The 13,363-nt window shown below is 39.8% G+C and carries 15 protein-coding genes and 1 riboswitch; of the genes, 4 read left to right on the plus strand and 11 right to left on the minus strand.

Annotated features, from left to right (window positions below; all coding sequences use genetic code 11):
• Positions 1-31: 31 nt before the first annotated feature.
• From FJR73_RS05680 to FJR73_RS05705, 5 genes are all read right to left on the minus strand, one after another.
• Positions 32-724: a sugar transferase gene (locus FJR73_RS05680; RefSeq protein ID WP_140833838.1), complete on the minus strand. Its 693-nt coding sequence runs from the start codon at positions 722-724 to the stop codon at positions 32-34.
• A gap of 183 nt (positions 725-907) precedes the next feature.
• Positions 908-2,650, minus strand: a complete 1,743-nt coding sequence (locus tag FJR73_RS05690; protein WP_140833843.1) for an ABC transporter ATP-binding protein — start codon at positions 2,648-2,650, stop codon at positions 908-910.
• Entirely contained in the window at positions 2,643-4,385 is a 1,743-nt protein-coding gene (locus FJR73_RS05695; RefSeq protein WP_140833845.1) for an ABC transporter ATP-binding protein, read from the minus strand. The genes FJR73_RS05690 and FJR73_RS05695 overlap by 8 nt, the downstream gene beginning before the upstream one ends.
• A 54-nt stretch (positions 4,386-4,439) precedes the next feature.
• Entirely contained in the window at positions 4,440-5,075 is a 636-nt protein-coding gene (locus tag FJR73_RS05700; RefSeq protein ID WP_061759231.1) for a DUF421 domain-containing protein, read from the minus strand.
• Positions 5,072-5,527, minus strand: a complete 456-nt coding sequence (locus FJR73_RS05705; protein ID WP_020900359.1) for a DUF3290 family protein — start codon at positions 5,525-5,527, stop codon at positions 5,072-5,074. The genes FJR73_RS05700 and FJR73_RS05705 overlap by 4 nt, the downstream gene beginning before the upstream one ends.
• Positions 5,528-5,660: 133 nt before the next feature.
• Here FJR73_RS05705 and FJR73_RS05710 point away from each other — a divergent pair, with 133 nt between their 5' ends.
• From FJR73_RS05710 to FJR73_RS05725, 4 genes are all read left to right on the plus strand, one after another.
• A complete protein-coding gene (locus tag FJR73_RS05710) occupies positions 5,661-6,488 on the plus strand; it encodes an exodeoxyribonuclease III (protein WP_101800126.1) in 828 nt (275 codons plus the stop codon).
• A gap of 11 nt (positions 6,489-6,499) precedes the next feature.
• Positions 6,500-6,886 carry a VOC family protein gene (locus FJR73_RS05715; RefSeq protein WP_033679765.1) on the plus strand — a complete coding sequence of 129 codons (387 nt, stop codon included), beginning with the start codon at positions 6,500-6,502 and terminating at the stop codon, positions 6,884-6,886.
• A 232-nt stretch (positions 6,887-7,118) separates the two neighbouring features.
• Positions 7,119-7,214: riboswitch (purine riboswitch) on the plus strand.
• A 129-nt stretch (positions 7,215-7,343) separates the two neighbouring features.
• On the plus strand, positions 7,344-7,925 hold the full coding sequence (locus FJR73_RS05720) for a xanthine phosphoribosyltransferase (RefSeq protein WP_140833848.1): 582 nt from the start codon (positions 7,344-7,346) through the stop codon (positions 7,923-7,925).
• The gene (locus FJR73_RS05725) at positions 7,925-9,187 is read left to right on the plus strand and encodes a nucleobase:cation symporter-2 family protein (RefSeq protein WP_140833851.1); all 1,263 of its coding nucleotides are present in this window, start codon (positions 7,925-7,927) and stop codon (positions 9,185-9,187) included. Before FJR73_RS05720 ends, FJR73_RS05725 begins: the two co-directional genes overlap by 1 nt.
• 45 nt (positions 9,188-9,232) lie before the next feature.
• Here FJR73_RS05725 and FJR73_RS05730 read toward each other — a convergent pair whose 3' ends face one another.
• From FJR73_RS05730 to FJR73_RS05750, 6 genes are all read right to left on the minus strand, one after another.
• Entirely contained in the window at positions 9,233-10,141 is a 909-nt protein-coding gene (locus FJR73_RS05730; protein WP_140833853.1) for a type II restriction endonuclease, read from the minus strand.
• Positions 10,141-10,299 (minus strand): hypothetical protein, encoded by a 159-nt coding sequence (locus FJR73_RS10155; RefSeq protein ID WP_004256018.1) that lies wholly within the window; start codon positions 10,297-10,299, stop codon positions 10,141-10,143. The genes FJR73_RS05730 and FJR73_RS10155 overlap by 1 nt, the downstream gene beginning before the upstream one ends.
• 15 nt (positions 10,300-10,314) lie before the next feature.
• Positions 10,315-11,118, minus strand: a complete 804-nt coding sequence (locus FJR73_RS05735; RefSeq protein ID WP_140833855.1) for a hypothetical protein — start codon at positions 11,116-11,118, stop codon at positions 10,315-10,317.
• The gene (locus FJR73_RS05740) at positions 11,102-11,914 is read right to left on the minus strand and encodes a site-specific DNA-methyltransferase (RefSeq protein ID WP_140833858.1); all 813 of its coding nucleotides are present in this window, start codon (positions 11,912-11,914) and stop codon (positions 11,102-11,104) included. Before FJR73_RS05740 ends, FJR73_RS05735 begins: the two co-directional genes overlap by 17 nt.
• Positions 11,904-12,758, minus strand: a complete 855-nt coding sequence (locus FJR73_RS05745) for a DNA adenine methylase (RefSeq protein WP_140833860.1) — start codon at positions 12,756-12,758, stop codon at positions 11,904-11,906. Before FJR73_RS05745 ends, FJR73_RS05740 begins: the two co-directional genes overlap by 11 nt.
• Before the next feature lie 156 nt (positions 12,759-12,914).
• A complete protein-coding gene (locus tag FJR73_RS05750) occupies positions 12,915-13,319 on the minus strand; it encodes a PaaI family thioesterase (protein ID WP_140833862.1) in 405 nt (134 codons plus the stop codon).
• Positions 13,320-13,363: the final 44 nt, after the last annotated feature.

Below are 13,363 nucleotides of genomic sequence, written 5' to 3' on the forward strand. Positions count from 1 at the left end.
TTTTATCTGTACTCATTTTCTCATGACTACTTTATTTTAGCACTTCAAACACGGTTTGAAACATGATTTTGATGTCTCCAAGGAAACTAAATTCTCGGAGATAAGTGAGGTTATAGCGCATCTTTTCAGGAAGAACATGCTCTATATAGACTTGGTCAACTGACAGGCCTTTATCCGTCATTTGACTGATGATAGTGTCCTCATCCTTATAGTTGATGCTGGCTGGAGAGGTAATCCCTGCTGGTAAAAGCAAGGTCGCCATCATTTCAGGGCTATACTGCTCTGTGTAACGTGGAACTTCAGGACGCGTCCCTACAAAGGACATCTCGCCTTTAAGAACATTGACCAACTGAGGCAGTTCATCCAAACGGACACGGCGGATAAAATTGCCAACCTTGGTAATGCGGCTATCGTTAGCAGAAGTCACCAGACTCCCTTTTTTATCCGCATCCGTCACCATGGTACGGAACTTCCAAATCTTGAAAGGTCGATTGTACTGGGTCACGCGCTCTTGTTTGTAAATCACTGGCCCCTTGCTATCCAACTTGATCCATATGCTCAAGATGAGAAAGATAGGAGAGGTCAGAACCAGTAAGACCAAGGCTAGGACCCAGTCCAAGCAACGCTTGAAAATCAGCGAACCCTTCCTTTTAGAGACAAGCTGGTAGTAAGACTCAACCTCGCTTGATTTCATTTCCACGGGCAAGTCTTCCCATTTCAGCATGCTGTTTCTCCTTTGTGTTTATTATACTATTTGTCAACATTTTTCATTATACCACAAAATGGAAAAGGCGGTGAAAGAAATCTGTAATTTGAAGGATTTCCTTCTTACACTCAATGAAAATCAAAGTACAGCTTTGAGGTTGTGTATAAAATTGACCTGGTTTGAAGAGATTTTCAAAGAGTATTAAGACATAGCACCCGCCTGCAAACTATACATCTTGTGATAGGTTCCTCCCAAAGCCAAGAGTTCCTCATGGGTTCCACTCTCGATAATGCGCCCCTTGTCCAAAACATAGATACAGTTGGCATCTTGTATGGTCGAAAGGCGGTGAGCGATAGCGATGGTTGTTCGTCCCTGTCTCATCTTCGCCAGAGAAGCTTGAACCAAGCTTTCTGTTTCAGAGTCAATATTGGCTGTCGCTTCATCCAAAATCAGGATTTTAGGTTGACTAGCAACCGTTCGAGCAAAGGCAAGAAGCTGGCGTTGACCAGTAGAGAAGCTCGAACCACGCTCAGACACAGGGGAGTCGTAACCCTGCGGAAGTTCCTGAATAAAGGAATCTGCATCCACAAAGGTAGCCGCAGCCTGAACCTGATCATCACTGATATCTTGGTACATGGCGATATTGGACTTAATGGTTCCATGATAGAGGAAGGGATCCTGCAAGACTAAACCAATGTTTTTTCTCAGTTCTTCTTGACTGTAATTCCTGATATCCACATCATCCAAGAGAACTCTCCCTGACTGGAATTCATAAAAGCGCATGAGGACATTGATAATAGACGATTTCCCAGAACCTGTATGACCCACAAAAGCAATGGTTTCACCCTTGTTAACGGAGAAGGAAATGTCATCCAGAATCGGATGTTTCCCATCATATGAGAAGCACACATGTTCAAAACGAATATTGCCTTCTTTTACCACAGCCTGGCCATCTTCTTGAAGCGGCTCATAAGTCCTCTCATCGATTAAGGCAAAGACACGACCTGCAGAAACCATAGAAGTTTGCAGGGTTGAAAAGTTTTGCGTCACCTCAATTAAAGGGTCAAAGAGTCGATTGATATACTGGATAAAGGCATACATGGTCCCTGCTGTTATTCCCAGATAAAGTCCACGATAGCCAAAGTAGGCCATCAAGACAGCATAGCCTAGGAGTTTAAGTAAACTCATGGCAGGGCGCAAAAAGAGGGCATCCAAGGCTACAGAACGGTAGGCATAGACCAAGTGTTCTTGGTTGATTTCATCAAACTCTGACTGTAGGCGCTTCTCTTGATTAAAGGCCTGGATTATTCTGATTCCCTCAATGTTTTCAGCCAGCTTGCTATTGATATCTGACAAGAGACTTCTGGTTTTCTCAATGATTTTCACTGATTTTTTCCGATAGAGATTGACCAAAAGGAAAATCAAGGGGAGAAAGAGCAAGACTAATGCTGTCAAACGAAAATCCAACACCAACATGGTATAAAGAGTTGTCAGAAAGATGAAAACTGCTGAGATAAAGCTAGATAAAATCCCCGAAAACATATCACTAATAGTCTCGGTGTCATTTGTCAAACGAGAGACGATAGAGCCTGCTGGCGTCTTATCAAAATAAGACATACCCAGTTTTTCCATATTGGCAAAGGCATCACGACGAATATCCCTAACAATACTGTAGGACACCCGTGCAAAGAGAAGATTACCGACATACTGTACCATAGTTTGTAGGATATAAAGGCCATAGTAGACTAGTAAAATTGTCACAGCAAGTTGGTTGAGATTGCTCAGATACTGGTCAATGAAGTGGGAAGCCACAAGGGGAATAACGCTTTTAATGACCGTAGTCGCTAGGAGAAAACTAAGTGCTAAAAAGGTCAGGAGTCCATAGGGCTTAAGATAGGACATCAAGCGCTTCAATACAGCCCATTGTTCTTTCTTATTATGCATCTTCTTCTCCTTTCATTTCCAACTGCTGAGACTGGTAGGTTTGGGCATACCAGCCATCCATGGCTAGCAGATCTTCATGCGTACCCCGTTCGATAATTTGACCATTTTGTAGAACCAAGATCAGATCTGCATGAACAACCGCACTCAGGCGATGAGCCGTAATAATGGTTGTCTTGTCCTTTCGCGTCTCCTTAAGGTTGTCGATAATCGCATACTCCGTCTTGGCATCCACAGCCGACAAAGAATCATCTAAAATCAAGATATCAGGGTCTAAAATCATGGCCCGACTCATGGCCAGACGTTGCTTTTGACCACCTGAGAGACTGACTCCCTTTTCACCAATCAACGTATTAAATCCTTGGGGCATGGCTACAATATCTTGATAAACTTGGGCTAACTTGGTCACTTCCTCGACTGCTGAAAGAGGCAAATCAGGATTTCCAAAGCGAATATTGTCTAAGATAGAGGTCGCAAAGAGGAATTGATCCTGAGGAACGTAGCCCATGAGACTTCGAAGGTCTGTCAGACGATAGTCACGAATATTATGACCGTTTAGGTAAATAGCACCCTTATCCACATCGTATTCACGCAAGAGAAGCTTGATCAAGGAAGTTTTTCCAGAGCCTGTCTGACCAACCAAGCCCAGAGTTTGCCCTTTTTCCAAACTAAAGCAAACATTTGTCAGTGTTTCCTCATTTTCAAAGGCAAAGCTATCAATGGCATACTGCAAGCGCCCATTTTCAATACTGTCTATAGGAAACTCAGGGTCTTGTACAGGTGATTCCTGAGACAACAGTTCCTCAATCCGCTGGTAAGAAACCTTCCCTCGCTGGGTAATATTAAAGAGGAAGCCGATGGCCATGAGAGGCCAAACCAGCATATCCAAGTAGCTGATAAAGGTAACTAGATTCCCAACCGTGATTTGCCCTTTCTGAACCATCAAGGAGCCGACCAAAAGCGTTAAAACATAGGAGGAACCAACAAACAAGAGAACCATGGGGTCAAAGAGACTATCGTATTTCATGGTTTGCAGGTTCTTTTGGAAGGTCAATTCATTGACTGCCTGAAAAGACTTCAACTCGTCCGCCTGATAACCGAAAGACTTGGTTACTTTAATACCTGATACGGACTCCTGTACCTTGTTATTGAGTTCAGAAAAAGCAGCTTGGGATTCGCCAAAGGCCTTGTGGGTCTTTCTTCCCAAACGACTGGTCGCATAAGCCATAAAAGGCAGGGGTAGAATGGCAACCAAGGTCATCTGCCAAGAAATGCTAAAGAGCATGGTCAACAAAGTCACCAGAGCCGTGATAGAGGCATCCACCGCAGACATGACTCCTCCACCTGCGAGACGGGTTAAGGCATTGATATCGTTGGTGGCATGCGCCATCAGGTCCCCCGTCCGATAAGTTTGATAAAAGGCTGGAGACATTTTTGTGAAATGCTCAAATAAGCGAGAGCGCATAATCTGTCCCAAACGGTAGGAAGTACCGAGGATATACATACGCCAAACATAGCGCAGATAGTACATCCCAAAGGCTGCAAGAAGCAAGTAAAATAGGGCAAGAAGGAGGTCCTGCTGGGTTAATTGCCCCGATGTGATGGCATCAATGACCCTCCCCATAACCATTGGGGGAATGAGGTTGAGGACGGAAACCAAGACCAGGGCCACAATCCCGACTAAATAACGGCGTTTTTCTAACTTGAAAAACCACCAAAGTTTTTGAATAATGGACATAACATCCCTTTCTGATTGCAAATAGAAACCTGAGGCCAAGACCCCAGGTTTTTCTTATTCATAGGTTACGACTGTGACCGCACCCTTGTCATACTCAGCGATAAAGATATTAGCTACATTGTCATGTCCTTGCTTGTTGAGGTTATCAAGCAACCACTCTTCGCTACGACCAATCGATTCCAAGACATCAACTTGGATCACACCGTCAGTCACAACTGGATACTTAGGATTTTCATCTCCCATTTGGACCACGATGAGTTGGCCATTTTGCTCCTGCACAGCGCGTTTGACCTGCTTCATCTGGAAAATCCCTTGGCTACGAAGCTTGAGGGCTACTTCCGCTGCAGACAAGCCAACTGAACGACAGGCTTCTGGGTCAATCTGACCATTTTTGATGAGGAGAGTTGGCTTACCATCAATCAAGCGTTTGACAAAATGAACATTGTTACTAAGCCACTTGAGGGTCAAGACCAAAATCGTCCACATCATCAAAATCACTGCGTACTGGAGAATGCTAATAGAACTATTGTAAATCACCCCACCGATAATACCACCGAGAACATAGTTCTGAATTTGGTCTGTCGCAGAGTTAGGTGCTAGGTTCCCCTTTCCTGTCACATTGATAACAAAAACAAGCGAGAAGAGCCCTAAGGCCAGTTTGATTAAAATTTCCATATAATTGAGTGTCATTTGTTTACCTCCACCAATTCAATAGCATCTGTTTGATGCAATTCTAATTTCTCTAAAAGATACTTGTCTGGTTGGCTCCCGTTCATGGCACGATAGACATTTGAACCTACCTTGACAAGCGCTCCATCAGTGGCTGCAGAAGTATTGACATAGACTTCTGATTTATCCACTCCCAAGTCTTTGGAAACAACCTCTATGAAATGAAGGGAGGTTTGAAATTGATTGTTAGAGGCTTGATTGGTCTGGTATTTTGAAATTGTCACTAAAAGCATGGCCACTAAGGTCAAGGCCAAAATCATGACCAATTCCCGAAACTTAGTCCCCTTTTTATCTCGATAGGCCTTAAAGGCAAAAAATCCTGTGATAGCTAGGAGAACAATTCCAAAGCCAATCATGATTCCATTTTGTTGACTGATTTGGCTAAGCACATAGTCATATGAGTAAAATTTCATTTATTTTCACTCCCTTTCATAAAATCATTCTTCATTATAAACGAAAGAGAGTGATTTTTCAAGCCATACGTTGGGGAAATAGACCTTTTTTTGGTATAATAAAATCTATAATCTGAATGAAAAAGGTAACTTTATGAAACTCATCTCATGGAATATTGATTCCCTCAATGCTGCCCTAACTAGTGACTCAGCTCGCGCGAAATTATCCCAAGAAGTCCTACAAACCTTGGTCGCTGAAAATGCTGATATCATCGCTATCCAAGAAACCAAGCTTTCTGCCAAAGGCCCTACAAAGAAACACTTGGAAATTTTAGAAGAACTCTTCCCAGGCTACGAAAACACGTGGCGCTCTTCCCAAGAGCCTGCCCGTAAAGGCTATGCTGGAACCATGTTCCTTTATAAGAAAGAACTCACACCCACTGTCACTTTCCCAGAAATCGGTGCCCCTTCTACCATGGACTTAGAAGGTCGTATCATCACTCTAGAATTTGATGAATTTTTCGTTACCCAAGTTTACACTCCAAACGCTGGCGACGGTCTCAAACGCTTGGAAGAACGTCAGGTCTGGGATGTCAAATATGCGGAATACTTGGCTGAACTAGACAAAGAAAAACCAGTCCTTGCAACCGGTGACTACAATGTGGCCCACAATGAGATCGACCTTGCAAATCCTGCTAGCAACCGCCGTTCACCTGGATTTACCGACGAGGAGCGTGCTGGATTTACCAACCTCTTGGCAACTGGATTTACCGATACTTTCCGTCATGTTCACGGCGATGTTCCAGAACGCTACACTTGGTGGGCACAGCGCAGCAAGACTTCTAAAATCAACAATACAGGCTGGAGAATCGACTACTGGCTGACAAGCAACCGCGTGGCTGACAAGGTCACTAAATCCGATATGATTGACTCAGGTGCTCGCCAAGACCACACACCCATTGTCATGGAGATTGAACTCTAAGGAGAAAGTGAATGGACTATCAAGCTGTCATTCCTGAATTTGTAGTATCTGACATCGAAAAATCACGTCACTTCTACTGCGACCTGCTAGGATTCTCTGTCGAATACGAGCGTCCAGAGGAGAAATTTCTCTTCCTCTCGCTTGAAGACTGCCAACTTATGCTAGAAGAAGGCAGCACAGAAGAATTAGCTCAGCTGACCTATCCTTTCGGGCGCGGTGTCAATATTTCCTTTGGTATTGCAGATGTTCCTCAGCTCCACCAAAAACTGCTGGAGGCAAACTATCCTATCCATCGTCCCCTGACAAAAAGAGAATTTCGAGTAGGAGATAGCTTTATATATCCCTATGAATTTGCGATTTTGGATCCAGATGGCTATTTTTTAAGATTTAGTGAGTAGAATATTAAAGATTGGAAAAAAGTCTTTAAAATTAGAAAAAGGCATGTTGTCAGGTGTTTAAAAACTTAATAATATGCCTTTTATAATGGAAAAACCTTCTAAATGTTAGTCAATAAGTTAATTTTCGCCCATTTTTATTATATTTGTTCGTTTTTTAAACCAAAACACTAACAAAACATTTGATTTTTAAAGTTATTTAGTGTAAAATAAAAACATTGGCTCAAGCCTATTTAAAATTGAATATCGTTTTACTTGTTTATGTCGTGAATTGGCACGACGTTTCTACAAGGTGCCGGAACACCTAACAATAAGTAAGTCAGAAGTGAGGTATGGTCGTTTTTGCCATGCCTATTTTGGGGACTTACTTAGAGATTAAGTAGGTCCTTTTTCTATCAGTTTTACTAGATAGAAATCTGAAACAAGTAAATGGATTGGCTTTTAGACTTTAGGAGGTCTTATGAAATTATTAGAAGAGCGCATCCTCAAGGATGGGCATATCTTGGGTGATAACATCCTCAAGGTGGATTCCTTTTTAACCCACCAAGTTGACTTTAGCCTGATGCGAGAGATTGGTAAGGTTTTTGCGGCAAAATTCGCTGCTGCTGGCATTACCAAGGTTGTGACCATTGAAGCGTCAGGCATTGCACCAGCCGTTTTTACAGCTGAAGCCTTAAACGTTCCCATGATTTTCGCTAAAAAAGCTAAAAACATTACTATGAACGAAGGAATCTTAACTGCCCAAGTCTACTCCTTTACCAAGCAGGTGACTAGCACCGTTTCCATCGCTGGAAAATTCCTCTCACCCGAGGACAAGGTCTTGATTATTGACGATTTCCTTGCTAACGGCCAAGCAGCTAAAGGTTTGATTCAAATCATCGAACAAGCCGGTGCTAGAGTCGAAGCTATCGGTATCGTGATTGAAAAATCCTTCCAAGATGGCCGTGATTTGCTTGAAAAAGCAGGCTATCCTGTCCTATCACTCGCTCGTTTGGATCGTTTTGAAAATGGTCAAGTTATTTTTAAGGAGGCAGATCTCTAATGCAAACTCAAGAAAAACATTCGCAAGCAGCCGTTCTTGGCTTGCAACACTTACTAGCCATGTACTCAGGATCCATTCTGGTTCCTATCATGATTGCGACAGCCCTTGGCTATTCAACTGAGCAGTTGACCTACCTGATTTCCACAGATATCTTCATGTGTGGGGTCGCAACCTTCCTCCAACTCCAACTCAACAAATACTTTGGGATTGGACTTCCAGTCGTTCTTGGAGTTGCCTTCCAGTCGGTAGCTCCCTTGATTATGATTGGACAAAGCCATGGTAGTGGCGCTATGTTTGGAGCCCTTATTGCATCAGGGATTTACGTGGTTCTTGTTTCAGGCATCTTCTCAAAAGTGGCCAATCTCTTCCCATCTATCGTAACAGGATCTGTTATTACCACGATTGGTTTAACCTTGATCCCTGTCGCTATTGGAAATATGGGAAATAACGTTCCAGAACCAACTGGTCAAAGTCTCTTGCTTGCAGCTATCACTGTTCTGATTATCCTCTTGATTAACATCTTTACCAAAGGATTTATCAAGTCTATCTCCATTTTGATTGGTCTAGTTGTTGGAACTGCCATCGCTGCTACTATGGGCTTGGTGGACTTCTCTCCTGTTGCGGCAGCACCGCTTGTCCATGTCCCAACTCCTCTCTACTTTGGAATGCCAACCTTTGAAATCTCATCTATTATCATGATGTGTATCATCGCAACGGTGTCTATGGTTGAGTCAACTGGTGTTTATCTGGCCTTGTCTGATATCACGAAATACCCAATCGACAGCACGCGCCTGCGCAACGGTTACCGCGCAGAAGGTTTGGCCGTACTTCTCGGAGGAATCTTTAACACCTTCCCTTACACAGGATTTTCACAAAACGTTGGTTTGGTTAAATTATCAGGCATTAAGACTCGCCTGCCAATCTACTACGCAGCTGGTTTCCTCGTTCTCCTTGGACTCCTACCTAAGTTTGGTGCCCTTGCCCAAATCATTCCAAGCCCTGTCCTCGGTGGTGCCATGCTGGTGATGTTTGGTTTTGTATCTATTCAAGGGATGCAAATCCTCGCCCGCGTTGACTTTGCTAACAATGAACACAACTTCCTTATCGCAGCTGTTTCAATCGCTGCAGGTGTCGGACTCAACAACAGTAATCTATTTGTCAGCATGCCGACAGCCTTCCAAATGTTCTTCTCAAATGGAATCGTTGTAGCCAGCCTACTCGCTATTGTACTCAATGCCGTATTAAATCATAAAAAGAAATAAGAAAAAGAGGTGTGAGCCTCTTTTTTGTTTATAGCTAATGAACAATTATTGTAAAAATAAATCAGCTAAAAATCCTTCTCTCAACATTTCTAAGTTAAACACATTAGTAATATGACTAAATGCTTCAGCTAGTGGTAAGTGCGCTGTTTTCCATCCTTGACCATCAGTAACCCAAACAAATTCAACATCGTCATCTGAGGTAATAATAAATTGACTAAGTTCAGTAAACTCTCCAGCAACCGCTTTTAATTTACTTCCTCCTCCGCCATAGTAATTCGTTTCAATCAGCCAAACCTTATGTTTTTCTCGGGAATAAACTGCAACATCAAATCTTCTCTCAGACTTATCAACAGGTACTTTAATCCCCCACTTATCTTTAATATATTGAGCTGTAGCTTGAGCTTTCCAATCCAATTTTTGTTCCTGAGAAATTTTTGCTACGTGTCTCTCTAAAATTCCCTCCATGGTTGTCCCACTTCGGTTTTTTCGTGCATTGCTATCTAATCCAGTCTCCACTCCATAAACATAATCAACTAATGAACGATTAGCATGTTGTTGTAAAAAATTTAATAAACCGGATTGCTCAATAAATTTCATGTAATCATCTATTCTACTAGTGTCTATCGTTTTGAAATCCAATTGTTCAAAAGACATATTATCGTTTTCATCTATTGTTAAAACATCTAAAACTTTATCACGACTTGCAATCAGACTAGGAATTGCTTTTAATAAATTAGGTTGTTTAGTGAACAAGTCAAGAGCTTCTATATAAATATCATCTTTACCAATTAAATAGTTTAAAGTGTTCAACTCTAGTTCATACTTCTTTGTCTCACGATCAACTTTCTCCCAATTTACATAATAATCAGGAGTACGGTTGGTTACAGAAAGAGTATTTAAAAATTGTTTCAAACGCTCTTCATGTGAAAAATTAATATATTTTTGTAAGTTCATTACCGACACTCCTTACACCAAGATTGATTTCTAATATTATCATTCCCCATATTACGGTATCCAAAATCATCAATTGACTTTTCTTCACCACAATGAGGACAAACTCTTCTCAATACACCATCAATATAATCATCTGCGTTAATCGTAACCTTTACCATAAATAATCTTTCCTTTTAAAAATAATTTTTTTCAACATCTAATTCAATACGGTCTTTCTCAATCTCATTTGTAAAGTACCATCTATCTATTTCTTTCTTATGAATAAACTTAGCACCATTTTTAAACGAATTTGATTCAAGTAACCTTTTTAATTCTCTTTCATTACCAAACAAAACTTCTACATATCTACCAAAGCAGTCCGCTCGTCCCCTGTAATACCAATGTCCTAAAATTTTAGGATAGTTGAGTTCCTCTATTATAGCTATATAACTAATTATATTAATTAATTCCTGAAAAGTATACTTTCCTATACTATCTAATTCGTTTAATACTACATTTAGGTCATTTACTCCTTTTTTCAAGGTATCATCAGTTAAAATATCACTTCCTACTCTACATATATTTGTCAATTTTCCATTATAAATAAAATATTCTTTTAAACAAATATCAAAACTTGTTAAAGGATACTTTGCTATAGTTTTCAGAAAAATATAAAGAATATTCTTTACTAAACTTATTTCATTTTCTGTTTCTGAATATTTTCTTATAATTTCATTGCAAATTGTTTCAAATGTTACATCTTCATTTTCATACTGAATTAAACAATCATATGAATTTCTGTTCAAATGTCTAATTGTATCTGATGCTTTAGCTTTAAAACCATAATATTTCAAAATAATACCTTGTGGTGTCTCCAAAATCTTTGATTTGGGTGGTTCGTGCATTTGAATGGCCTTTGTAAATCCCCCTTCTTCTAATTTTTGAATTAAATCATTTCCAAACTCTTTATATGTCGTATACTCACCTGTTTGAAGCATAAAATTCTCTCTCAATTCTATGTTTAGCTATTTCCAGATATTCTTTTTCAGCATCAATACCTATAAATCTTCTACCTAATCGCTTCGCAACAACACCCGTAGTGCCACTACCAACAAATGGATCTAGAATATAGTCACCCTCTTTAGTAGAGGCTAAAATAATGCGTTCTAACAAATACTCTGGTTTTTGAGTTGGATGTTTCCCAGCCCATTTTTCAACTTTCTTTGTCAAAGAGCCGGTCCAGACATCTTTCATTTGTTTTCCATCATTCAATTCTTTCATTAAATCATAATTGTAGTAATGACGAGCTTTTTTATCATTTTTTCTGGCCCATAAAATGGTTTCAGTAGAATGGGTAAAATAACGACAAGATAAATTGGGGGCAGGGTTTGTTTTCTGCCAAGTAATGTTATTTAGAATTTTAAAACCTTCTTGCTCTAATGCCATTCCAACTGAGTAAATATTATGTAAACTCCCCGAAATCCAAATAGTCCCATTAGGCTTCAAAACTTCTTTTGCTAAACGAATCCATTTACGATTGAATTCGTGCTTTTCCTCAAAGGAAGAAATCTTATCCCAGTCACCTTTATCTACAGATACAACCTGTCCCCCAGAATTTGATATACCACCGTTACTCAAAAAATATGGAGGATCAGCAAAGATCATATCCATGCTTTCTGGTTTCATTTCCGATAATAACTTAAACGTATCTGCATGAACAAGAATCATTTTATCTTTATTATAGTATGGTTTTGTCATTAAAACACCTCCATACTTATATTCGTTATTTTTCATAATTTGTGACTATAATTTCAGAAATTTTTCCTCGACTCGAAGATTTTGCTCCATTAGTTCGGTTAGCTTCAACATAATGGATATTAAAATCTCGATACAACTCCTCTACCAAAAAACTAGAGGAGTTTGACAACATAACATAAGCCCCTGCATCACTCAATTTTTTAAAGGTATCTCTTAATCTTACTTGATCATCATATGAAAACCCCTCATGAGTGTAGGAAGTAAAGGCACTTGTCTCTGACAATGGAATATACGGGGGATCAAAATATACAAAATCCCCTGGTTGAACATCCAAAACAGCCTTTTCAAAATCTCCTTTTTTAATTTCTATTTGATTATTATTCAGATAAGTTGAAATAGCAGATACCAAATTCTCATCAACAATTTTAGGATTTTTATAACGACCATAAGGTACATTAAACTGATTCTTAGAATTCACACGATATAAACCATTAAAGTCTACTCTCAACATATAGAGAATACGTGCTGCCCTTTGTACTTCAGACATCATATCTATTCTTTCATCACGATCAGCAGAACGTAAATCTAAATAATATTCTTTTGAATTATATTCCTGATGAACTTTCAAAATTTCAATCAATTCTCGAGGATTGTCCTTAATTTGTTGATAGCAATTTATTAGTTCAGCGTTAAAATCATTAATAACTGCATCTTTAGGAGCTAAATCAAAAAATAAAGCTCCACCTCCAACAAAAGGTTCGAAATACCTGTTATAAGTTTTAGGCATTAATTCTCTAATAACAGGCAATAATTGTCTTTTACCACCTGTCCATTTCGTGAACGGTTGTAAAGTAATTTCCTTTATTTCTTTTATCTTCATGCTTTTAATTATACCATAGAAATTAAAACACAACTCTTGTATTTTCTACCACATTACTAAATTTTCTATTTTATAATTAAATCATATCAATATCAAAAAATGAGTAAGGCAAATTTTATAAATTCCAAAATTCACCTCACTCTATTAAATTACTCTTTATATCCTCACCTGTCTGTCTTCTGACCGCTGGCCTGTGACAAACATGGTAAAGGTTGCTTTGCAGACATTTCTGCCCTCATGATTGGTAATATCGACATCCACCACACAGGTTGTGCGACCTTGATGGACGCATTCTCCTTTAATAGTCAACACGTCGTCGAGTTTTCCTGCTTTGAGGTAGTTGATAGAAGATTGGAGTGTCACTCCATCAAGTCCCAGAGATATGACCACCAAACCACTGATCTGGTCGCAAAGGGTAAAGAGATAGCCACCATGGGCATTGCCATAGTAGTTGAGCGACGAGTCCACTACTTTTGTTGTCACCACCACGTGACCGTCTCTCATTTGTTCAATTTCGTAATTTTCAAAGGCAGATATAGCGTCAAAATGAAAGTCTTTCATCGTTTCCTCCTAATGTTTCAAACGACACTATGATACTACTTTTT

Origin of the sequence: Streptococcus sp. D2, from assembly GCF_006385825.1 — a bacterium.
Lineage (GTDB): Bacteria > Bacillota > Bacilli > Lactobacillales > Streptococcaceae > Streptococcus > Streptococcus shenyangsis.